The organism is Radicibacter daui, assembly GCA_030657355.1.
In the GTDB taxonomy this organism is placed as follows: Bacteria; Pseudomonadota; Alphaproteobacteria; order Radicibacterales; family Radicibacteraceae; genus Radicibacter; species Radicibacter daui.
On record CP131056.1, the window covers coordinates 861,396 to 883,418 of the forward strand.

The 22,023-nt window shown below is 65.4% G+C and carries 17 protein-coding genes and 1 tRNA gene; 8 read left to right on the forward strand and 10 right to left on the reverse strand.

The features are described 5' to 3' along the window. Window positions 1–270 precede the first annotated feature (270 nt). A complete protein-coding gene (locus QTL98_RS04020) occupies window positions 271–1,002 on the reverse strand; it encodes a uracil-DNA glycosylase (RefSeq protein WP_445680937.1) in 732 nt (243 codons plus the stop codon). Between the two features lie 453 nt (window positions 1,003–1,455). Here QTL98_RS04020 and QTL98_RS04025 point away from each other — a divergent pair, with 453 nt between their 5' ends. Continuing rightward, window positions 1,456–3,138, forward strand: a complete 1,683-nt coding sequence (locus tag QTL98_RS04025) for a tetratricopeptide repeat protein (RefSeq protein WP_445680938.1) — start codon at window positions 1,456–1,458, stop codon at window positions 3,136–3,138. Beyond that, complete coding sequence (locus QTL98_RS04030; protein WP_445680939.1) at window positions 3,135–4,031, forward strand: 4-(cytidine 5'-diphospho)-2-C-methyl-D-erythritol kinase; 897 nt, start codon at window positions 3,135–3,137, stop codon at window positions 4,029–4,031. Before QTL98_RS04025 ends, QTL98_RS04030 begins: the two co-directional genes overlap by 4 nt. Window positions 4,032–4,050: 19 nt before the next feature. Here QTL98_RS04030 and QTL98_RS04035 read toward each other — a convergent pair whose 3' ends face one another. Further along, window positions 4,051–5,739, reverse strand: a complete 1,689-nt coding sequence (locus QTL98_RS04035) for a peptidoglycan-binding protein (RefSeq protein ID WP_445680940.1) — start codon at window positions 5,737–5,739, stop codon at window positions 4,051–4,053. 179 nt (window positions 5,740–5,918) lie between these two features. On the opposite strand from QTL98_RS04035, the gene QTL98_RS04040 reads away from it, so the two are divergent. Further along, window positions 5,919–5,993, forward strand: a tRNA-Gln gene (locus tag QTL98_RS04040). A gap of 17 nt (window positions 5,994–6,010) precedes the next feature. Here QTL98_RS04040 and QTL98_RS04045 read toward each other — a convergent pair. Then, window positions 6,011–8,056 (reverse strand): sensor histidine kinase, encoded by a 2,046-nt coding sequence (locus tag QTL98_RS04045; RefSeq protein WP_445680941.1) that lies wholly within the window; start codon window positions 8,054–8,056, stop codon window positions 6,011–6,013. After that, window positions 8,053–10,104 carry a sensor histidine kinase gene (locus QTL98_RS04050; RefSeq protein ID WP_445680942.1) on the reverse strand — a complete coding sequence of 684 codons (2,052 nt, stop codon included), beginning with the start codon at window positions 10,102–10,104 and terminating at the stop codon, window positions 8,053–8,055. The genes QTL98_RS04045 and QTL98_RS04050 overlap by 4 nt, the downstream gene beginning before the upstream one ends. Before the next feature lie 49 nt (window positions 10,105–10,153). Between QTL98_RS04050 and QTL98_RS04055 the strand changes: the two genes are divergently transcribed. Then, window positions 10,154–10,990 carry a response regulator transcription factor gene (locus QTL98_RS04055; RefSeq protein WP_445680943.1) on the forward strand — a complete coding sequence of 279 codons (837 nt, stop codon included), beginning with the start codon at window positions 10,154–10,156 and terminating at the stop codon, window positions 10,988–10,990. A gap of 68 nt (window positions 10,991–11,058) precedes the next feature. Beyond that, a complete protein-coding gene (locus QTL98_RS04060) occupies window positions 11,059–11,493 on the forward strand; it encodes an RbsD/FucU family protein (RefSeq protein WP_445680944.1) in 435 nt (144 codons plus the stop codon). A gap of 88 nt (window positions 11,494–11,581) precedes the next feature. Here the strand turns inward: QTL98_RS04060 and QTL98_RS04065 are convergent, their stop codons facing one another. The 5 genes from QTL98_RS04065 to QTL98_RS04085 all read right to left on the reverse strand — a co-directional run bounded on the left by QTL98_RS04065 (window position 11,582) and on the right by QTL98_RS04085 (window position 17,629). Beyond that, window positions 11,582–12,424, reverse strand: a complete 843-nt coding sequence (locus QTL98_RS04065; protein WP_445680945.1) for a fumarylacetoacetate hydrolase family protein — start codon at window positions 12,422–12,424, stop codon at window positions 11,582–11,584. Between the two features lie 51 nt (window positions 12,425–12,475). After that, a complete protein-coding gene (locus QTL98_RS04070) occupies window positions 12,476–13,207 on the reverse strand; it encodes an SDR family oxidoreductase (RefSeq protein ID WP_445680946.1) in 732 nt (243 codons plus the stop codon). 78 nt (window positions 13,208–13,285) lie between these two features. After that, complete coding sequence (locus QTL98_RS04075) at window positions 13,286–14,149, reverse strand: amidohydrolase family protein (protein WP_445680947.1); 864 nt, start codon at window positions 14,147–14,149, stop codon at window positions 13,286–13,288. 131 nt (window positions 14,150–14,280) lie between these two features. After that, a complete protein-coding gene (locus QTL98_RS04080) occupies window positions 14,281–16,167 on the reverse strand; it encodes an ABC transporter ATP-binding protein (protein ID WP_445680948.1) in 1,887 nt (628 codons plus the stop codon). Continuing rightward, window positions 16,160–17,629, reverse strand: a complete 1,470-nt coding sequence (locus tag QTL98_RS04085) for an MDR family MFS transporter (RefSeq protein ID WP_445680949.1) — start codon at window positions 17,627–17,629, stop codon at window positions 16,160–16,162. Before QTL98_RS04085 ends, QTL98_RS04080 begins: the two co-directional genes overlap by 8 nt. A 125-nt stretch (window positions 17,630–17,754) precedes the next feature. Between QTL98_RS04085 and QTL98_RS04090 the strand changes: the two genes are divergently transcribed. Further along, window positions 17,755–18,252 carry a MarR family winged helix-turn-helix transcriptional regulator gene (locus QTL98_RS04090; protein WP_445680950.1) on the forward strand — a complete coding sequence of 166 codons (498 nt, stop codon included), beginning with the start codon at window positions 17,755–17,757 and terminating at the stop codon, window positions 18,250–18,252. Window positions 18,253–18,455: 203 nt separating this feature from the next. Beyond that, a complete protein-coding gene (locus QTL98_RS04095; RefSeq protein ID WP_445680951.1) occupies window positions 18,456–19,898 on the forward strand; it encodes an aldehyde dehydrogenase family protein in 1,443 nt (480 codons plus the stop codon). A gap of 86 nt (window positions 19,899–19,984) precedes the next feature. On the opposite strand, the gene QTL98_RS04100 is transcribed toward QTL98_RS04095, so the two are convergent. After that, the gene (locus QTL98_RS04100; RefSeq protein WP_445680952.1) at window positions 19,985–20,767 is read right to left on the reverse strand and encodes a FadR/GntR family transcriptional regulator; all 783 of its coding nucleotides are present in this window, start codon (window positions 20,765–20,767) and stop codon (window positions 19,985–19,987) included. 201 nt (window positions 20,768–20,968) lie between these two features. Here QTL98_RS04100 and QTL98_RS04105 point away from each other — a divergent pair, with 201 nt between their 5' ends. Then, window positions 20,969–21,961 carry a sugar ABC transporter substrate-binding protein gene (locus QTL98_RS04105; RefSeq protein ID WP_445680953.1) on the forward strand — a complete coding sequence of 331 codons (993 nt, stop codon included), beginning with the start codon at window positions 20,969–20,971 and terminating at the stop codon, window positions 21,959–21,961. The last annotated feature ends 62 nt before the right edge of the window (window positions 21,962–22,023 follow it).

Sequence of the window (22,023 nt, forward strand, 5' to 3'; positions counted from 1 at the left end):
TGTAATCGCGTCCCACGACACCAGGATCGCGATCTGTTGTCTTCCCCGCCGGATATGATCGGCGGTTGCTATCGGCTCGCTGTCAAAGCCAGCATTTGAGCCAAATAACCAGTATTCGAGCGGGCTCCGCCGAAACTGGTGACCTGAACCTCCCGACGGGAGGAACGCTGCCGGCCGGTGCCTTGTGGAAAGGCCCTGTTGGAGACTCCCGAAAAGGGTCGGGAGGAACGGCGGACACGTGCTGCGTTGGTCGCACAACACTCCATGCAGTCAGAACTCCTCTCCCAGCCTGGTCTTCAGTGTCAAGACATCCTTCCAGGCAAATTTCTTCATTTCGTTATTTCTCAATAGATAAGCCGGATGGTAGGTGGGCATGATTTCCGTGGTTTTGGCCCCTTGCGGGAGCGGAAACCACTTTCCGCGCAAGCGAGTGATTCCCTCCGACCGGCCCAGCAGCGACTTCGCCGCCGTGCCGCCGAGAGCGACCACGAAACGCGGATTCACCAGCTCGATATGGCGCAGGCAAAACGGCAAACACGCTGCAATTTCAGCATCTTGAGGCGTGCGGTTGCCGGGGGGGCGCCAGGGCAGGATGTTGGTGATGTAATAGCTCTCGCGCGTCATGCCTATGAAGCCGAGCATACGTTCCAGCAATTTTCCGCTTTGGCCGACAAAGGGTTTGCCCTGCCGGTCCTCTTCCTCGCCCGGCGCCTCGCCGATGAACATGACGCGCGCTTCAGGGTTGCCATCGGCGAAAACCAGATTGGTGGCGGTGCGCTTCAGCGAGCAGCCTTCAAAGGCGGCGAGCGCCTCCTTGAGTTCCTCGATGGTGTTGGCTTTTGCCGCAGCGTGGCGTGCGGTCTCTACCGCTTCGGTCGGCGCGCGCGGAGCCGCCGCAGGGGCCGCGGCGAGCGGCCCGGGGCCAGATGCTGCGGCAGGGCTGCGCTGGGCCGGTGCGGAGGTTTGTTGAGGGGCGGGTTGGCGAAGGGCGGTGCCGGCCATGGAGGGTGCCGGACGTGCCGGCCGGGCGAGAACCGGTTCAGTCGGACCCAGCGCCGTGCGGTCAACCGGCTCGTCGCCGATCAGGCAGTCGATGCCCGCCTCTCCATACCATGCCAATAGCGCCGCCAGCGTTCTGGCATCGCTTGCAGGGTAGGTCGGACCTGTGGGAGGGGCGGAGTGGGGCATGATGTTCAGCGTGATCCTTGCCGCCCGCTTATGGCAATGATGAGGGCGGATTGTGGCGATCCTGTTGCCGGGTCCGGCCGCTTAACGTCAGGCCGGTCTCGCAGGTTCCGTGTTTAAATGTCCTTCAGGGCCCCCTTCCGGCGCCGGGAGGGCGCATCGGAGCAGGAGAGGCAGTGGTCCGGTGGCTTTTGCCGACGCCAGTGGTCAGCAATCTGCCGCATCTCTAGTGGTTGTCGGCGGTGCCAGACCACAGCATAATGTGTTGCCATGATTTTCAGAACTCTGACAACCCTGCTTGCGGGGGCCGGGCTTGCCGCCCTCTCCGCCACCGGGGCCGCCGCCTCCGCCGTGCAGCAGGCCGCGCCTTCTGCCAGCAGCCAGTTTCTGATAGCCCGCGCCGCGCAGGAGCAGGGCGATTGGGGGCTCGCCGCCCAGTATTATCGCGGTGCCGTGGCTGCGGTGCCCGATAATGCGACGCTGCGTCAGACCGCGATACTCGCCCTGTTGATGTCCGGCCAGTTCAAGGAGGCCGTCGTGCTCGGCGGCGCCGCGGAAACCGAGCCGCTGCTCGGCTTTGTGCGGTATGCCGAGGCGCTCAAGGGTGAAAAATACAAGGCCGCAGCCGATTTCCTGGCGCCCGCCGCGTCCATGCCCATCGGTCGCGAACTGGCGGCCGGGCTGGGAGCCATCGCCCTGCGGCAGGCCGGCGACAAGGCCGGCGAGCAGAAGCAGCTGGCGGTTCTGGGCGCCAACGCCACCCAGTCGCCATTGCGTGCTTATGCCGAGGCGCTGATCGCCGACATGCGCGGTGATGGCGCTGCCGCCGTGACTGCCTATCAGCATGCCAACTCCGGCTCACCCTCGGTGCGCATTACTGAAGGATTGATCTCGGCCGCCCTGCGCAAGGGCGACAAGGCCGCCGCCAATGCGGCTTTTGCCGCGCTCAAGGAAGCACAGCGCAGCAATCCGCTGGTGGAAGATCTGGACCCGGCGCACCAGTCGGCCAAGCCGGCACCGATGGTGGCAAATCCGCGCGATGCGGCAGGGGAGTGGCTCTACAGCCTTGCCGTCATCTCCCGCCAGCAATCCCCGGAACTGGCCGAGGTGATGGTGCGGCTGGCGCTGGATCTCAGGCCCGACTTTCCGCTCGCATCGGTTTTGCTGGGCGAACTGGTTGTCGACCGTGGCAGGCCGGATCTGGCGGTGCCGGTCTTCAAGCTGGCTGTTGACGGTGCCATGAAGCAGCGCGGGCCGGAAAGCGGCCTGCACCGGGCGGCCCGGCTGGAACTGGCGGATGCGCTTTATGATTCGGGCAGCCACCAGGAAGGGCTCGATGCGCTTTCCAAGCTGACCGAGCAGCGCCCCAACGATGCCGCCTTGCTGCTGCAGCTGGGTAATCTCGAGCGGCGCGAGAAGAACGACAAGGCAGCCGACGCCGCCTATACCCGCGCCGAAGCCGCCTTCACCATGACCGGCCATGTGCCGTGGCGGCTTTATTATCTGCGGGCCATGGCACGCTTCAATCTTGGGGACTGGCAGGGCTGCGAGAAGGATCTGCTGACCGCCTTCAACATGCAGTCGGACGATCCCTACCTGCTTAACTTCCTGGGCTATTCCTGGATCGAGCGGGGTGAAAACCTGGATCGTGCCAAGGGCATGATCGAGAAGGCCGTGTCGCTGAAGCCCGATGATGGCTTCATCACCGACAGCCTTGGCTGGGCGGAATTCCAGATGGGTTCCTATGCCGATGCCGTGCGCCATCTTGAGCATGCGGTGACGCTGGAGCCGGTCGATTCTACCATCAACGACCATCTGGGCGATGCCTACTGGCGTGTCGGCCGCAAGACCGAGGCACGTTACCAGTGGGAGCGTGCAGCCGAGGAAGAAAAGGATGCGGACAAGGCAACCGCCATCCGCGCCAAGCTGACGGACGGCCTGAAACCGCTATGACCGCCGGTGTGCCCGGCGTGGCGCCGGACCAGCCTTTTTCCCGGTTGGCTCCGGCCAAGGTCAATCTGTGGCTGGAAGTGACCGGCCGCCGCCCGGATGGCTATCACGAACTCGACAGTCTGGTGGTGTTCGCCAGCTGGGGGGACCGGCTTGTCTGGGATCCTGCCCTGCCGGCAGGGGCTCTGCTCATAGACGGCACCTTTGCCGCGTTGATCCCGGCGAACGGTAACAATCTCATTGCCCGTGCTCATGAGGGTGCGGCAGAGATATTTGGCCGCCCGGTCGAAGGTGGCTTCCGCCTGTCCAAGGAATTGCCGGTGGCTGCCGGCATCGGCGGGGGGTCTGCCGATGCAGCGGCAGCGCTGCGGCTTTTGGCCGATCTCTGGGAAATTTCAGCGGATGACCCGCGCTGGCTGCCGCTGTGCCGCCGGCTTGGCGCCGATGTGCCGGTGTGTTTCGGCGGCAAGCCCGCCCGGATGACCGGGGTGGGAGAAAAGCTGGAGCTTTTGCCTGCCGCACCTGCGCCTTTTGGCCTGTTGCTGGTCAATCCCCGCGTGCCGGTGGAAACGCCGCCGGTGTTCAAGGCCCGTTCCGGCCCGTTCAGCCCGGCACGGCCGGCTCCGGTCTGGCCGGAAGATGCGGCTGGCTGGCTTGATCTGCTCAAGGGACGCCGCAACGATCTGGAAGCGCCCGCCATCAGCCTGCATCCGGTGATTGCCGGGGTTCTGGAAGGGCTGCGGGCACTGCCGCAGGTTTTGCTCGCCCGGATGTCCGGCAGCGGCGGTACGTGTTTTGCGCTGTTTGCTGACCCGGCATTGGCCAGCGCGGCGGCCAGCCAGCTCACCGCATCGCATCCGCACTGGTGGGTTGCGGCCGGCGCGCTTCAGGACTGACGGGGCAAGCCCGCCCGGATCAGCCGGCGATCGAGATTGGCTTCAGCTGCCGCAATTCTTCCAGAAGCGCCCGGGTCGGGCGGCCATCCGCATCCAGTCCGGCGGCATTCTGGAAGTCGCGGATCGCCTGTACCGTGCGCTCGCCCGCGATGCCGTCCGCCTGTCCTGCATCGAAATCCAGCTCATTGAGCAGCTTCTGGATTTCGGCAATCTCGCTGCGCAGCGCCGGAGCAAAATCGCCGGTTGGCGGTTCTGTCAGGCGCGGATCATGCGGGTTGATCGCCGCGACCGGGCGGTTCTGGCGGGCGGCGGCGGTCTGGACCGGCCGTGCGGTCTCGGCTTTGGTGTCATCCTTGCGCGCCTCATCCACCCGTTCCGGCGCGGGTTGCGGGGCGGGCGGTACGGTCTCTGCGGCCTGCTGGGCCGAAGCCGTTTCAACGACCGGTTCGGTGGCGGGAGCAGGCTGGGCAGCCGCACGTTCCAGGGCGGCCAGGGCAAGGCTGGCCTGTGCATCGCCAAGATCACTTGCCCGGCGGTACCAGCTCATGGCGCGCTGGGTATCGGCGCGGCCAAGCGATCCGTTGGCATAAAGATCGCCAAGGGCGGCGGCTGCCTGCGGGACGCCGGCTTCGAAGGCAGCTTCCAGCCAGTGCTCTGCCTGCCCGCTGTCGCGGGGTGTGCCGTTTCCTTCCAGATAGGCGAGCGCCAGATTGAAGCGGGCCTGCGGATGCCCGGCCTCGGCGGCCTTGCGATACCACTCGACGGCCTGCTGCGGGCTTGCCGCGGTGCCGATGCCGCGCTGGAGCATGACGGCATAATTATATTGGGCATTGACCGAGCCGGCCTCGGCCGCGCGGCCGAACCAGCTCGCCGCCTGCACGAGATCCTGCGGCGCGCCCTGGCCGGAGGCATAAACCACGGCCAGATCATGCATGGCATCGCCGTCTCCCCCTTCCGCCGCCTTGCGCAGCGCGGCGAGCGGATCGGCGGGTTCGGTACTTGCCACGGCTTCTGCCGCGGGCGTCGGCACGGCGGGCTGTACTGCCGGCGATGCGACTGGTGCCGGCGGGGTGTCATTTACGACCGGGCGCGGCGGGTCGCGATCCGGGGTTTCGGCGCTGACTGGGGCCGCAGCCGGGCTGGGGGCGGGTTGCGCAGGCTCCGCCGGCGGGGGCGGTGTCAGGGTCGCGACATCTGTTGCGGCGGGCGTAGCGGGGGCCGGGGTCGGATCGACCGGCAGAGCCGGTGCCGTGGTGTCCGTCTCCGCCGCGGCCGTGACGGAAGGGGGGGCGCCGGTGGGGGCTGCCGCTTCGCTCTTGTCCGCAGCCGGTTTCAGCAGCTCGCTCACCCAACCGGGCAGCGCCGGCGTGGGTTGGGGGCCGGCAAGCCAGATGCCGCCACCGGCACCGGCCACAATGACGACCAGCGCGGCCAGCGCGGGCCACCGGCTCGGCCTGCCGGAAGACTTGACCTGGGTTGGCGGAAGGGCTGCGGCATGCCGATGCGCCGCCGGGCCTGTGGCAAGCTGCGGTGCGGGCGCCAGACGCTCGATGGCGGTGGTCTCCGCCTTGACCTGGCGTTGCAAGCGGGCAAGGCGCGCCCGCAAGACGGCGATGCCGGCCTCGTCGTTCCCATGGCGTCCGCGGGTGCGCCGACGCAGTGCAAGGCTGGAGCCTGCGGTATTCTTTCCCGTTATTCTCTGCCGCATCCCATCCGTGCCCGGGGCTCGTCCTTTGTCTTTCCTGTCGCCGGCGGTGGTTCCAAGCTGGTCTTGACCGCTCCGACGCCGCCAAGCTATAGCATCCGCCGCACCGGAGCATAACAGCTCTTGGCATGGTTTTTTAGTATACTGCGTTAGTATATTGCGCCGGTTGTTGCCGGTTTTGCTGGGGCGTCGCCAAGCGGTAAGGCAGCGGTTTTTGGTACCGCCATTCCCAGGTTCGAATCCTGGCGCCCCAGCCATCTTCCTTCAGGCAGCTTTATCCCCGCGACTGTCCGCCAATACTGGCCGGCAGCATCAGCCGTGCCGTCGTTCCGGCACCTTCCCGGCTTTCAAGGATGATCTGCCCTTCATGCAGGCGCGCCACGCGCTCGACGATGGCAAGGCCAAGGCCGCTACCCGGCAGGGTGCGGCTGTTGCTGGCACGGTAATATTTCTCCGTCACGCGGGATATTTCGTCGGCGGGAATGCCGATACCGCGGTCGCTGACGGTGATGGCAAGGCGCTCTCCCTTCAGGCTGGCCGCTACCGTCACCAGTTCCTGCGAGGGTGAGAAGCGGCAGGCATTGGCAACGAGGTTCAGCAGCGCCACCCGCAGCAGGGCTGCATCCGCGCGCAGCCGGGCTGACGGTGGCAGGCTGTGGGTCAGGTCGATGCGGCAATCCGGATAGCCGGCCCGCGCTTCCTCCACCACCCCGATCAGCATGTCGATGACGGGGATGGTCTCGAAGCGGGACTGCGGTGTCGGCGCATCTGCACCCAGCTGGCGCAGGCCACTTTCAAAGATATCCCGCAGCCGCCTGAGCGCGCTTTTCATGCCCTGGGTCGCGGCTGTTACGTCCGGCGTCCCGCCCTCATCCAGCATCAGCGTGTCAAGGTTGCTGCTGAGGATGGCGAGCGGCGTGCGGTATTCGTGCGAGATCATGTCGATGAAATGGGCGTGCTGACGCAGGGCCGCCCGCTCCTGCGCCAGCGCCATTTCCAGCTCGGCCTTGGCCTCGGCGAGTTCACCGGTGCGCTGGCGGGCAAGCTCAAGCGCCCAGGTGCCGGCCTGTTCGGCGGTGAGCCGCGCCGCTTCTTCTGCCAGCAGCCTTGCATGCGTCACGCTCTTGAGCCGCGCGGCAAGGCCGACGGACATCAGCATGACCTGGGTCAGGAACGCCAGCGGCTGCGCCTGCTCGACCAGAAAACCCGGATCGAGAATACCCATCGCCCTGAGCGCGCTGATGGTCGATCCGATGACGCTGGCGGAAAAGGCCGTGGTGATGAGCAGCGCAGTGCGGTCGCCCCGCAAGGCCGTGCGGACGCCGGCATAAAGCCCGCTCCACACCCCTGCGATCAGCAGGATGCCGAACAGGCCGGCAAGCGCATGAAAGCCGGTAAAGGGCAGCAGGATACCGCCGACGATGCTGGAAAGGATAATCAGCCGTTGCAGCCCGTAGATCAGCGGAAACCGCCCCTTGATGTCGAGCAGATGGTGCAGGAAGAGGAAAAAGGCCGTCAGTGAAACCGGCACCCCGGCAAGGCCTATCAGGGTCGGCAGGCGTGGAAAACCGGCCGGCATCAGCGCCGAAAGCCCACCAGTATGCAGCAATTGCAGGGCGCCTGAGCCGGCAAGGAAGATGCAGTACCAGAGGAACGTCCGGTCCCGGAGCCACAGATAATGGATAACGCTCGTAAAGAAGGCAAAGCCGCAGACCCCGGCGACCAGCCCGGAAAATAGCGCCATCCACGAGGCGTGGCTTTGCAAGCTTTCCGGGCTGCGCAGCTCCAGCCGCAGGATGGAGGCAACGTCGCTTTGCAGCCGGATATAGATGTCGGCGCTGGTGCCGGGCGTCAGGCCGAGCGGCGTTGCCAGTACCGGGAGATCCAGCGGTCTTTCGGCGGTAGGCACGGAAAGGCCGGTATGGGCGGGGCCGATCAGAATATCGCCGGCCGCGGAAATCGCCCAGATTCTGAGGTCTGTGAGATAGGGTGGGTTGATCAGCAGGCGCCAGTTCTGGTGGCTGTCTGCCGGCTGGGCGAGTTTCAGGTGAAACCAGGTGGCCCCGCCGGTCTGGCCGGCATTGTAGTTGCCCGCCACCGGCCGGAAATCTGCTGTCAGCCGTCGCACCGTGTCGATATCGAGCTGCGCTTGCGGGTCGGGCAGCACGTCGATCAGGCCCTTGAGAGGCACGGTGCCACCGTCCGCTGGCAGCAGGACGGTTTCGGCCGTCGCCGGGCGCGAGGAGCAAGGCAGCAGCGCCATCAGCACGAAGCTGAAAAACAGGGCGAGCGCACCCGCCGGAAAACCGGGCCGGTTCATGATGTCGTCGCAATCGGCCGGGGGCTGTAACCGGGCTTGTGGCGGGGCAGGAAGAGGCGGGCGGTGGTGCCCTCGCCCTCGACACTGTCGAGATGCAGATGGCCCTCATGCAGCCGTGCCACGCGGTCGACGATGGTCAGGCCAAGGCCGGTGCCGGGAACCGTGCGGCTGTTGCTGGCGCGGAAATACTTCTCCGACACATGCGGCAGCTCGCGCGCCGGAATGCCGATGCCCTTGTCGCTCACCGAAATGACGATGGTGGCATCTTCCTCATAGGCGTGCAGCAGCACCGGCTTGTCCGGTGTGGAATATTTGCAGGCATTGGCCAGCAGGTTGGCCAATGCCACCTTCAGCAGGGCGGCATCGCCGCGCATCGGCTCATCCTGCGGCAGTTCCAGCCGCGCCTCGATAGTGCGGCCAGGCTGGCTGTCCAGTGCCTGCCGCACCAGATCCGCCAGCAAGGCCGGCAGGCGCAGCACCTCGAGCCGGGGCTGGGTTGCCGGTGTATCGGCGCCGATCTGGCGCAGGCCGGTTTCGAAAATATCGACAAGGCGGCGCAGTGCCCGCTTCATGCGCTCGGCAGTCGCCTTGTCCTCCTCATGCACCGGTTGCAGCATCAGCGTGTCGAGATTGCTGCTGAGGATCGCGAGCGGCGTGCGGTATTCGTGCGAGATCATGTCGATGAACTGTGCCTGCTGGCGGATGGCGTCGCGCTCCTGCGCCAGCGCCATCTCCAGCTCGTTCTTGGCGCGCACCAGCTCGCCGGTACGCTCCGCCACCAGCCGGCGGGCATGGGTTTCCGCCTGCTCCGAGGCAAGGCGCGAGGCTTCCTCGGCCAGCAGCTTGGCCTGATCAGCCAGCTTGAGCCGCGCCGCAAGCCCTACCGACAGCAGCAGCACCTGCACGACATTGCCGATGGTATAGGCATATTCGGTGAAGAAAGTGGGGGGCCACAGGCCAAGGCTGCGGGTGGTGGTGACGGTGACCCCGACCGCGGCGGCGAGAAAGGCAGCGCCGAACAGAAAGGCGGTCTGGTTGCCCCGCCGGGCAAGCGTGAGCGCGGCATAGATCGCCGTCCATGCCGTCAGCAGCACCGAGATATCGAGCAGGTTGGCCACGGCGTGATACCCGCTCACCTGCATGACGAGCAGGCAGATCACCGCCAGCACGATGACGATCCGCTGCAGCCGGTAGATTTTCGGGAAGTTGCCGCGAATATCGAGCGCGGTGTGAAAGAAGAGAAAGAAACAGGCGATGGAGCCGGGAACCCCGCTCAGCCCCAGCGTGGCGGACAGCAGCGGTGCCGCGTTCCCCAGCAACATCGCGAGCCCGCCCGTCAGATAAAGATGCAGCACGCCCACATTGGCCAGGAACGCGCAGTACCAGAAATAACTGGGGTCTCGCAGCCAAAGCCAGTGCACGGCACCGCCAATGAAGGCAAAGCCCAGCACGCCTGCAATCAGCCCGACAAAAACCGCCATCCAGGAACTGCGGGCCTGCAAGGCATGCGGTCGCAGGAACTCGGCCCGCAGCAGCGAGGCGGAGGCGCTGGCAAGGCGGACATAGATGTCCGCAGTTTCACCGGGAGCGATGGTTACCGGCACCACCGTCAGTGCCAGCCTGTAGGGGCGCTCCTCGATTGCCACCTGCGTGCCGGTTCGTTGCGGCCCGGGCCTCACGACGGACCCACGCGGGATCTGCCAGACGGTGAGGCTGCCCATATAGGGCGGGCTCATCACCAGGCTCCATCTTTCCGGCGCGCCGGCTGGTATGGAGACCACGAAATGCAGCCAGGACACATCGTCCGTCTGCCCGCCATTATAGTCGCGGGCCAGGGGGCGGAACCGGCCCGGGTCGGCCAGCACGTCGTCGAGGCTCATCGTGCCCGGCGGGTCGCGCAGCACTTCCATATGGCCGGAAACGGCCACGGTTGCCGGGGCGTCGGCGGCAAGCGTGATGGCGGGCGCGCCGGCGCGGGCGGGCGCTGCCGGCAGCAGCAAGGTGCCGAGGCAAAAGACAAGCGCAAGGGCAATCCGGCCCGGCCGCATGCAGCGGCGGGCGGTCGCATCTGCGCCGCTTTTGTGAAATGCTACCAAAATGACCAACGAGCTGGTTTCATCACTCAGTAAGGCGAGTTATGGGTTATGCATCAACAAATTAGTTGACCTGCCGATGACCTTCTCCAGCCAGGCCCCGTCCCCGGATGTCATTCTTGTCGAGGATGATATCGATCTCCTTGAATCCATGCGCCGTTACCTTGAACGGGTGGGGCTGCAGGTGCGTGCCGTTGGCAGTGCCGCCGCGCTCGATGGCGAACTGGCGCGCCGGGCGCCGGATGTCATCGTGCTCGACATCAATCTGCCAGACGAAAATGGATATTCCATTGCCGAGCGGCTTTCCGGCCCCACCGCACCGCGCATGGTGATGCTGACCGGGCGTGGCGGGCTTGATGACCGGGTCACCGGCCTTACCGCCGGCGCCGATGTCTATCTGGTCAAGCCGGTGGAAATGCGCGAGCTGGAGGCGGTGATCCGCTCCCTGCACCGCCGCCTTGCCTCCGACCGCGCCGGGCCCTCCGACGGGGCGGGCGATCTTCAGCTGAGCGGCGAAGAGTGGCTGCTCGACCTTGCCGACTGGACGCTGACGCTGCCGGGCGGCGCCATCGCCATCAAACTCACCCATGCCGAGTTCCGCCTGCTCTCGCTGCTGGCCGAGTCTCCGGGCATTTCCGTCAGCCGCGAGGATATCGCCGGTGCGCTCGGCCGCCAGTACCGGCCGGAAGATCAGGATCGCAGCATCGATGCGCTGATTGCGCGGCTGCGCCGCAAGATCGAGGAATGCGGTGCCCCGATGCCGATCAAGACCGCCCGTGCCGTCGGTTATGTCTTTGCCGCTCCGGTGCGGGTTGCCTTCTCCGGCGTGGCGCAGGACTAGGCCTCTGTTACGATAACTACCAGCGGTGCCCGTCGGGGCTGCCGCATGACAAAGAGGGAGGATGCCACTTGCTGCGACACGTACACCCGCTGCTGGGCGCGGATCTGCTGAGGGCCCTGATGGCCATGGGGCACGGGGATGAGATCGTCATCGCCGATGCCAACTTCCCCGCCTATTCGCAAGGGGTGCCGGTGATCGATATGCCGGGCGCGACGGCAACCGATGTGGCCGAGGCGGTGCTGGGCCACCTGCCGCTCGATACCTTCGCCGATGCTGCCGCCTTCCGCATGGCAGTGGTGGGTGATCACAACCACGTGCCGGAAATCTGCCAGACCTTCCAGGACCAGATCGTGCGGCTTTCCGGCGAATTCATCATCGCCCCGGTCGAGCGGTTTGCCTTCTATGAGCAGGCCAAGCGCGCCTTCGTTATCGTGCGCACCGGCGAGCAGCGGCTCTATGGCAATCTCATCCTCAAGAAGGGCGTGCTCTCCGTCAGCCTGTGAGAACCTCGCCCCTGAAAGAGATGCAGAAGCAAAAGGGCGGCCCCGGATACCGGGGCCGCCCTTCCTTTTTTACCGGTAGCGGCGGGCGTCAGCCCTGCACCACCTGCTGGCGCTGGGAGCCGAGGCCTTCGATGCCAAGGGTCACCACATCGCCGGCCTTGAGGAAGGTCGGCGGCTTCATGCCGAGGCCGACGCCCGGCGGCGTGCCGGTGGAGATGATGTCGCCCGGCTGCAGGCTCATGAACTGCGAGAGATAGGAGATGAGGAAGCGCACGCCATAAACCATGGTGGCGGTAGAACCGTCCTGGCGGCTCACATCATTGACCTTCAGCCACATCTTCAGGTTCTGCGGGTCCGGCACCTCGTCCGCCGTCACCAGCCACGGGCCGGTGGGGCCGAAGGTGTCGGCCGACTTGCCCTTGGTCCACTGGCCATGGCGCTCAGCCTGGAAGGCGCGCTCGGAGACGTCATTGATGACGCAGTACCCGGCGACATGGTCCATCGCCTCGGCTTCGCTGACATATTTGGCCGTCTTGCCGATGACGACGCCCAGCTCGACTTCCCAGTCGGTCTTGAGCGAGCCGCGCGGGATTTCGAGATTGTCGTCCGGCCCTACGATCGCGCTGGTGGCCTTCATGAAGATGATGGGTTCCGGCGGCACCTTGGCGCCGGTTTCGGCGGCGTGGTCGGAGTAGTTGAGGCCGATGCAGATGAACTTGCCGGTGCCGGCCACGCAGGCGCCAAGGCGCGGCGAGCCGCCGACGAGCGGCAGGCTGGCGGCATCGAGCGCGGCAAGCTTCTTGAGGTTTGCCGGGTCGAGCGCGGCACCCGAAAGATCACTGACATGGCCGCTGAGGTCGCGGATCTGGCCGTTCTTGTCCAGAAGGCCGGGCTTTTCCTGCCCCGCAGGGCCGTAACGCAGAAACTTCATCTCTCTTCCCGTTCTTTAAAGGCTGGGGAAATGGAAGGGCGGTAGTCTGCCTCAGGCAGACCAGGCCCCGTCGATGATGTGGGCGGCGCCGGTGGTGTAGGTGGCGCCGGCAAGATAGACGGCAAGGTCGGCGATTTCTTCTGCTGTGCCGATGCGGCCGATGGGCTGACGGGCGATGAAGGCCTTGCGGGCGGCTTCATAATCGCCGCCGGCATTCAGCCGGTCCTGCAGGGAGGGCGAATCCACCGTTCCGGGGCAGATGGCGTTGCAGCGGATGCCGCGGCTCACATAATCCGCTGCCACCGATTTGGTGAGACCGATCACCGCCGCCTTGGTGGTGGAATAGACGAAGCGGTTGGGCACCGCCTTGATGCTGCTGGCAACCGACGACATGTTGATGATGCAGCCATCGCCCCGTTCCAGCATGCCGGGCAGGAAGGCCTTGATGGTGCGCACCATCGCCTTGACGTTGAGGTTGAGCGCGAACTCCAGATCGTCGTCGCTGGCTTCCAGCACACTGCCGGAATGCACGAAGCCGGCGCAGTTGAAGAGGATGTCGACGCGCCCGAAGCTGCGGCCCGCCTCGGCGACGGCGGCATTGTCGAGCACGTCCAGCCGGCGGGTGGTGATGCCCTTGATGCCAGCCAGTTCAGCCAGCTTGCCTTCATTGATGTCGGTGGCGATCACCTCGGCGCCGGCGGCAGCAAAGGCGCGGGCGCTGGCGGCGCCGATGCCTTGTGCGGCGGCGGTAATCAGGCAGCGCTTGCCGGTAAGATCGGTCATGTCTGTTTCCATCCCTTGTTTTGCCGGGGCCGTCCGGCGGCCCGTCGGTGATCCGGTGAAATCTGCAGGAAGGCCGGTCTATCCGGCCTCGATGCCGTAAAAGCGGCAGGCCGTGCCGCCGAGGATCGCAGCCTTTGCGCTCTCATTCTGTGTCTGAAGGCAGCCGGTCACCATGTCGAACCAGTCCACATAAGGCGTCTTGCTGCCCTCGCGGCCGAGGATGACGACCGGCCAGTCGCTGCCCCACATCAGCCTTTGCGGGCCAAAAACGGCCAGCAGATGGTCCATATAGGGCTTGAGGTCCGCCGCGGTGGCGTCGGGTGTTGCTTCCGTCAGCAGGCCGGAGATTTTGCACACCACATTCGGGCAGCCAGCGAGTGCTTCCATGGCGGGCGCCCAGCCGGCAAAGCCATCCACTGCCGCCATCCCGTTACGGATTTGCGGCTTGGAGGCGTGGTCGATGACGATGGGGAGATCCGGGTGACGCTCGGCCAGCGTCTTCAGCACCGGCAGGTGGCGCGGCTGGGTCAGCGCATCGAAGCGAAGGCCGAGCTCGACCAGTCGCCTGAGGCCCGGTTCGACCTCCGGCCGCAGGATCCATTCGGTATCGGCAATGCCCTGCAGCATCGGGCGGATGCTCTTGAGCAGCGGATTGGCCGCCAGCGCCGAGAGTTCGGCAACGTGGCTGGCGGCGCTGAGGTCCACCCAACCGACGACTGCCTTCACGAAGGGAGCGCCAGCCGCGGCTTCCAGCAGAAATAGCGTCTCGGCAGTGGCGGGCGCAGCCTGGACCAGTACCGTGGCGTCGATACTGCGGGCAGTCAGCAGCGGGGCAAGATCGTCGGCGCTGAAATCATGATGGATGGCGGCGAGGTCGGGCGTCGGCCAGTCGGTAAAGGGGTTGGCGAGGCGCCAGAAATGCTGGTGGGAGTCGACGATCATCGCGCCGGTCTCCGGCAAAATCCTGTCATGTTTCCCTGCCTCCCCGCGCTTTTGGCCGCTTTTGATGTTTTTTATACATAAGAGCGATTTGGGCGCAAATTGCCTGTGCCGGCTTTCACGGCCTTTTCCACCTAGCGGTAACCGGCCGCCTGCAGGTTGAAGAGATCGGCATAGTGCCCACCGGCGGCGACCAGCTCATCATGGCTGCCGGCCTCGATGACATGACCGCCTTCCAGCACCAGAATCCGGTCGGCCATGCGCACGGTGGAGAAGCGGTGCGAGATGATGATGGCGGTGCGTCCGGCGCTGAGATCGCGCAGGCGCTGGAACACCTCATACTCCGCCCGGGCATCGAGCGCGGCGGTCGGCTCGTCCAGAATCAGCAGGTCGGCTTCGCGCATGTAGGCGCGGGCGATGGCGATCTTCTGCCATTCGCCGCCCGACAGCTCCATGCCGCTGTTGAAACGTTTGCCGAGCGGCTGGCCATATCCTCCGGGCAGTTTGCCGATGACCCCGTCGGCAAGGCCCCGCCGGGCCGCCTCGCTGATGCGGGGCGCATCCTCGCGCGCGTCGATGCGGCCGATGGCGATGTTTTCCCCGGCGGTGAACTGGTAGCGCACGAAATCCTGGAAGATGACGCCGATATGGGCGCGCACCGCGTCGATGTCGTAGTCGCGCAGATCATGCCCGTCGAGCAGCACACGCCCCTCGTCGGGGTCATAGAGGCGGGAGAGCAGTTTGACGATGGTGGTCTTGCCGGCGCCATTTTCTCCCACCAGCGCCAGCACCTCTCCAGCGGCCAGGGTGAAGGAGAGCCCCCGCACCGCCCATCGCTGCGTGCCGGGATAACGAAAACCGACATCCTCGAACGCAAAACCCTGTTCGATCGGGCGCGGAAAGGGCAGCGGCGTTCCCGCCGAGCGGATTTCGGGGCGGATCTCGAAAAAGGAAAAGATGTCGTCGAGATAGAGCGCCTGCCCGGCGAGCTGCGAAAAGCCCAGCAGCATGTCTTCCAAAAGGCCGCGTAGCCGCAGGAACGAGGCAGCAAGGAAGCTCAGGTCGCCGATGGAATAACTGCCCGAGAGCGTGCGCCAGACGAAGAAGGCATAGGCCCCGTAATAGGCAATCGAGCCGATGGAGGTCAGCAGCCCACCCCAGATGGTGCGGCGGATGGCGAGCTTGCGATTGGCGGCAAAGATGCTGCGCGACAGGGCCAGAAACTGGTCGATCATGAAATCGACCAGCCCGAAGATTTTCACCTCCTTGGCGCTCTCCGTACTGCTGGCGGCCGCGCGCAGATAATCGAGCCGGCGCCGCTGCGGCGTGCGGGCGAAATTGAGCAGATAGCCGCGGGCGTTGAAGTGCGTCTCGCCCAGGAAGGCCGGCAGCAGCGCGATGAACAGCACAAGGATGAGCCAGGGTGCATAGGCGATGAGCCCGGCGGCGAGGCTGAGCACGGTGATCAGGTTCTGGAACTGGCCGAGGAGCTGCGGCAGCAGCGGGGCGCGGCCCATCACCTGCTTCTGGGCCCGATCCAGCCGGTCCTGCTGCTCGCTATCCTCGAAATGCTTGAGGTCGAGCGCGGCGGCATGGCGCATCAGGCGCACGCTGACGGTGTTGGTGTAGAGCTCCGACACCAGCGAATCCACCACCGACACCAGCCGGCTGATGAGGTCGGAGCCGATGGCGAGGGCGAATTCCAGCGCCATCCAGCCAATAAGCGGGTCGATGCGCCCGTCTTTCAGCCAATCCGCCAGATGCGGTCCGGGAGAGGGCAGCGCGACAAGGCGCACCACCTCGTCAAGGATGAGCTTGCCGACATAAAGCGCCGCCAGCGGCATCAGCGCGCGCAGGATGCGCAGGCCGAAACTGGCGAGCGTCAGCGGCGGGCTGCTGGCCCACACCAGAGCAAGCAGTGCCGGTACATGCTTCAGCGCGGCGAGATTGCCCGGGGTCGCCGGCCCTGGGGGCCGGCCCGGCACGGGGTCGGGAGCTGTGCCGGCGGCCGCGTCACGCATTCTTGCCTTCTGCCCTGGGTTTGCCGCCCATGTTGCGGTAGTCGCTGTCATTGTCCGGCACGGTGAGGCCGACCAGCGCGCCGAGGAAGGCCATCGCCGCCGAGACATAGAAGGCCGGGGCGAAGGCATCGGCGATGGCGCCATGGTCCGCACCCGGCACGAAGCCCGCCAGCACCAGCACGCTGCTCAGTATCGCCACGCCAAAGGCGCTGCCGAACTGGCGCTGGGCGTTGAAGAGTGCCGACGCCCGCCCCATCGAGGGGCGGGAGATGCGCACGAAAGCGGCCGTCTGCATCGGCAGGAACACGCTGCCGACGGAAAGCCCGGCCCAGTACATGATGGCGACGATGCCAAAATTGCTGAGATGCTCGTAGGTCGAGCCGAGCGTGACGATGCCAATGCCAAGGCTGGCAAGCCCGCCCGAGATCAGCCGGCGGGGCCCGATGTAATGATAGATGCGGATGACGATCTGGCCCGCCGTCACCACGCCGAAAGCCTCGGGGATGGTCAGCAGGCCCGACGTCAGCGGCGAGCCGCCACGGGCGTCCTGGACCAGCAGCGGCACGAGGAAGAGCAGCCCCATGAAACCACAGGAGATAAAGAAGGAAACGAGGTTGAGCCGGGCGAAGAGCTTTACTGCCAGCAGGCGGAAATCCAGCATCGGTGCCTCGAGGCTGAGCGAGCTCGTGACGAGCATGGCAAGGGTCAGCAGCCCGGCGATGCCGGTCAGCAGGATGGTCGGCGAGCCCCAGCCCTGAACGGGTCCCTGCGTCAGCGCGAACATGAGCAGGGCCGAGCCAATACCGGCGAGGATGAAGCCGCGCAGGTCGAATTTGCCGGCAGCGTGCTCGCGGCTTTCCTTGAGGGCGAGCAGGCCGAACAGGAAGGTCGCAAGGCCGATCGGCACATTGACATAGAAGGCCCAGCGCCAGGAAAGCTGGTCGATCAGCAGGCCGCCGATCACCGGGCCGGTGGCCGGCGCCACCACGATGGGCAGCTGCAGGATGCGCGCGGCCCGCAGCCGCTCGGCCGGCGGAAATACGCGGTAGAGCATCGCCATGCCCACCGGCGTCAGCATGCCGCCGCCGATGCCCTGCGCCACGCGGAAGGCCACCAGCTGGCCAAGGCTTTGGGCAAGGCCGCAGGCGGCCGAGGCGAGCGTGAAGATGGCAAGCGCGATAAGGAAGATACGCTTGGTACCCCAACGGTCCCCCAGCCAGCCCGAGGCCGGAATGAAAACGGCAAGGCTGATGAGATAACCCACCACCACCGCATCTGCCGCCGCCGGTGTTACCGAGAACTGCCGTGCCAGCGTCGGCAGCGCCACATTCACGATGGTCGTGTCCATGATGTTGAGGAACATCGCGGCGACGAAGACGACGGCAACCGCAACCTTCTGGCTGACGAGCGTGTCAGGGGCTTCGCTGGCGGGGGCAGGGTTTTCGGCCGGGGCGGATGACATCGACGGTCCTTGGTGGTCTGGCTCTGGCGGCCCCTGAAACAGCGCTTCAGGCCGCTCTTGTTGCTGAATTTGGCAATAGTGAGTATTCCTCACTATATATCTGGTCAAGTATCCGGATCGTGCAAATGCGCGGAGCTTCACAGTGGCGCCTGCCGGTCGCCGGAGCTACGACAGAAAGGTCAGGGCGCATCGTGGGCGCAGATGAAGATGTGATGGATCTGGTCATCTCGGTCTCGCGCGCCATGCGCGGGCGGATGAATGAACTGCTGCGCGAAATAGGGCTCTCGCACCTGACCGGCAAGGCCCTGCGCGAGCTTTCGGCGGGGCCAATGCGCCTGCGTGATCTGGGGGAGCGCCTGCGGGTGGTACCGCGGACCGTGACCCAGATCGCCGATACGCTGGAGGCGGCGGGCCTTGTCGAGCGCCGGCCCAATCCGGATGACCGGCGCTCGCTCAACCTTGTGCTCACGCCGCTGGGGCAGGAGCGCCTTGCCGAGGTCAAGGCGATCCGCGCTGCTGCTTTCCGGGGTATTTCCAGCCAGCTCGACGCTGCGGAGAGGGCCGAGGCTATCCGGTTGCTGCGCCGGCTGGAGGCCGCCATTGCCCATAAAGCCGCGGACTAGTATTTGTCATACTTATTCTGGTAATTTGTTTTCAGGATCGGTGTTGGCTTTTTGGCTGATGTGATATATCAGTTGAGCCGGCAGGGGGATTGGCGCCTCGCGCGCGCCCTTCATGGGCGCAGTCTCCTTTAAATATATGATGAATAAGCACTGGGCGTGTTTCCGCTCCGGCGGGGCATCGTCCGTCCAGCAAAGGCAGGGTCATGTCCCAGGAAACGAATTTCATCGCCGGTGAATGGGTGGTTGCCAGCAAAGCCACCGCCAACATCAACCCGTCCGACACCAACGATGTGCTGGGCGAGTTCGCGCAAGGCTCGTCCGCCGATGTGGGTGAGGCGGTGGCTGCGGCGCGTGCGGCTTTCCCGCGCTGGAGCCGCTCCACCCCGCAGGAGCGCCATGATGTGCTGAAGCGCACGGGCGACGAAATTCTCGCCCGCAAGGATGAGCTTGGCCGCCTGCTGTCGCGCGAGGAAGGCAAGACCCTGCCGGAAGGTGTGGGTGAGGTGACGCGTGCCGCGCAGATTTTCCATTTCTTCGCCGGCGAGTGTCTGCGTCAGGCTGGCGACAAGCTGGCCTCGGTGCGCCCGGGCGTGGAGGTCGAGGTCACGCGCGAACCCATCGGCGTCGTCGGTCTCATCACCCCGTGGAATTTCCCCATCGCCATCCCGGCCTGGAAGATCGCGCCGGCACTCGCCTACGGCAATTGCGTGGTGATCAAGCCCGCCGAGCTGGTGCCGGGGTCGGCGCGGGCGCTGGTTGATATCATTGCGCGCGCCGGTGTGCCGGCGGGCGTGCTCAACCTCGTCATGGGCAAGGGCAGCGTTGTCGGCCAAGCGATGCTGGAGCATCCGGGCATCGATGCCATTTCCTTCACCGGCTCCGTGCCGACCGGCCGTGCGATTGCCGCCGCCTGTGTCGCCGCCCAACCGATGAAGAAGGTGCAGCTTGAGATGGGCGGCAAGAACCCGCTTGTTGTGCTGGATGATGCCGACCTGACCGTCGCCGTCGATTGTGCCGTCAATGGTGCTTTCTTCTCTACCGGCCAGCGCTGCACCGCCTCCTCGCGCATCATCGTGACGGAGGGCATCCACAACCGTTTCGTCGATGCGGTGGCCGAGCGCATGAAGGCACTGGTGGTGGACGATGCCCTCAAGGCCGGCACCCATATCGGCCCGGTGGTCGATGCCAAACAGCTGGAGCAGGACCTTTCCTATATCGATATCGGCAAGGCGGAAGGGGCAAGGCTGGTGTTGGGCGGCGAGCGGCTGAACCGTGCCACCCCCGGCTTCTACATGGCGCCGGCGCTCTTTACCGAAACCACCGCCGACATGCGCCTTAACCGGGAAGAGATCTTCGGTCCGGTCGCCTCGGTCCTGCGGGTCAAGGATTACGACGCCGCGCTGGCGGCCGCCAACGACACCGCCTTTGGACTTTCGGCCGGCATCTGCACCACCAGCCTTAAATATTCCAGCCACTTCAAGCGCAATGCCGAGGCCGGCATGGTGATGGTCAATCTGCCGACGGCGGGCGTCGACTATCATGTGCCGTTCGGTGGCCGGAAGGGCTCCAGCTATGGCTCGCGCGAGCAGGGGCGCTACGCGGTCGAGTTCTACACCACGGTCAAGACATCCTACACGCTGCCCTGACCGGTATGGATCTGGTGAACATGACAAAGGCGGCGCCCGCAGGCGCCGCCTTTATTTTATAATACTATTCAGCGTGCATTAAACTGTCAGGCCGCGGGCGTTGTGGCCGATGCCCGCCGGCGCCGCGGGGACGCGGCGGCTGCACCGGGCTGGGCGACGCCGGCCTTGATCAGGCAGTCCCAGGTCATGTCCAGAAGTGCGCTCATGTGGCGCCGGGCGGCCTCGCTATCGCCATCCCGGACCGCCTCGAACACATCTACATGCTTGTCGAGCGCGAACTTGCTACCCACTTCCGGCTGCGAGGTCACGCTGATGGAGGCGCGCAATGCCTCTTCGATGCAGGCACCGAGGCCCGAGAGCATCGCGTTGCCGCTGGCGGCCAGCAGCAGCCGGTGGAAGGCAACGTCTGCCTCTGTCGTGGTTTCGGTGCGCTCGCCATTGCCGCGCGCCATCGCCATGACGGTCTTTTCCAGCTGCGTCACGATCTCCGGCGTCACATGAAGCGCCGCCAGCGCCGCCGTCTCCGGCTCGATCATTCGCCGGACGGCAAAAAGCTCCAGCAGGAAGGTCTTGCGATCCACCACCTGCTGGCGCCAGCGCAAGAGGTCGGCGTCGAGGAAGTTCCATTCCAGCGACGGGCGCACGAGGGTGCCGAGCTTGGGACGGGAGGAAACAAGGCCCTTGGCGGCCAGGTTCTGCAAGGCTTCGCGCAGGCAGGTGCGGCTTACCTTCATCTCGGAAAGCAGGCTGGCTTCGCTGGGGATGGGCTGGCCGGGCGGGTAGGTGCCGTCAAGGATCCGGATCGCCAGTTTTTCGGCAATGATCGCCTTGAGCCGGGTGGCTTTGGCTGGCGTCTCGTTTTTTGTCATTCAGTCTTTCCTGGAAGCGGGGTGCCCTTCGGTCTGGTCTGCCCGTCAAGCCCGATCTCTTAAGCCCGAAAAGTGCGACGTTATCGCTATTGAATAATAATACTAATAGCGATAGCGTTCTTTCACAAGCACGAGGGCATGGGGAGAACCCCCGGCCCCGATAAGCGCCGGAGCACCGGCGTAATCATAAGGGAGGAAACCATGAAAAAGGCACTTTACGCCACCATTGCGCTTGCTGCCGGCATGCTGCTTTCCGCCGGCGCCCATGCCCAGTCCGTCGATACCAGCTGCGCCGGCAAGAAATTCGTTTTCTTCCCCGGCGGCGCGGAAGGCGATTCCTTCGCCTCCATCGTCTATAATGGCGCACGCCTTGCCCAGAAGCAGACCGGCTGCGACGTCGAATATGTCTGGTCCGACTGGAACCCGGAAAAGATCGTCCGCCAGTTCTCCGAGGCTGTCGGCCGTTCGCCGACCGGCATCGCGGTCATGGGCCATCCGGGTGAAGCCGCGCTTGGCGCCCTTATCGACGACGCCCGGGCCAAGGGCATTATCGTCACCACCCAGAATGTCGACCTCCCGAGCTACGAGGCCAAATACAAGGGCACCGGCTTTGGTTATGTCGGCGCCAAGAACTACTCCGCCGGCGTCAATCTCGGCGACGGCATCGTCAGCCAGTGCAAGGTTGCGAAGGGCGCCAAGGCCTTCGTCTGGGGGCTCCTGGCGCAGGAAGCCCGCGGTCAGCGTACCCAGGGCGTGATCGACGCGCTCAAGAAGGCCGGCGCCGAGGTCAAATATCTCGAGATCGCCGACAACGTGAACAAGGACGCCGCCCAGGGCATCCCGACCTTCGCGTCCTTCATGGCCGCCAATCCGGATGTGAAGGTCGTGGTGACCGACCATGGCGCGCTGACGGCCACGTTGCCGGCCTATCTGCAGGCGGCGGGCAAGAAACCCGGCGATATCTGCGCCGCCGGCTTCGACCTGTCGGCCGCCACCGCGCAGGGCATCAAGGACGGCATGGTCAACATCGTGCTCGACCAGCAGCCCTTCCTGCAGGGCTACCTGCCGATCATGCAGCTCTACCTCACCTCCAAGTTCGGCTTTGCCGGCATGGATATCGATACCGGCGCTGCCCTCATCACCAAGGACAATGTCGATCAGGTCGCGGACCTCGCCAAGGCGGCGATCCGCTAAGTCTCCTTACGTCTGCTTCTCCTGTGACTGGCCCGTCCCGGCTTTGCCGCCGGGGCGGGTTT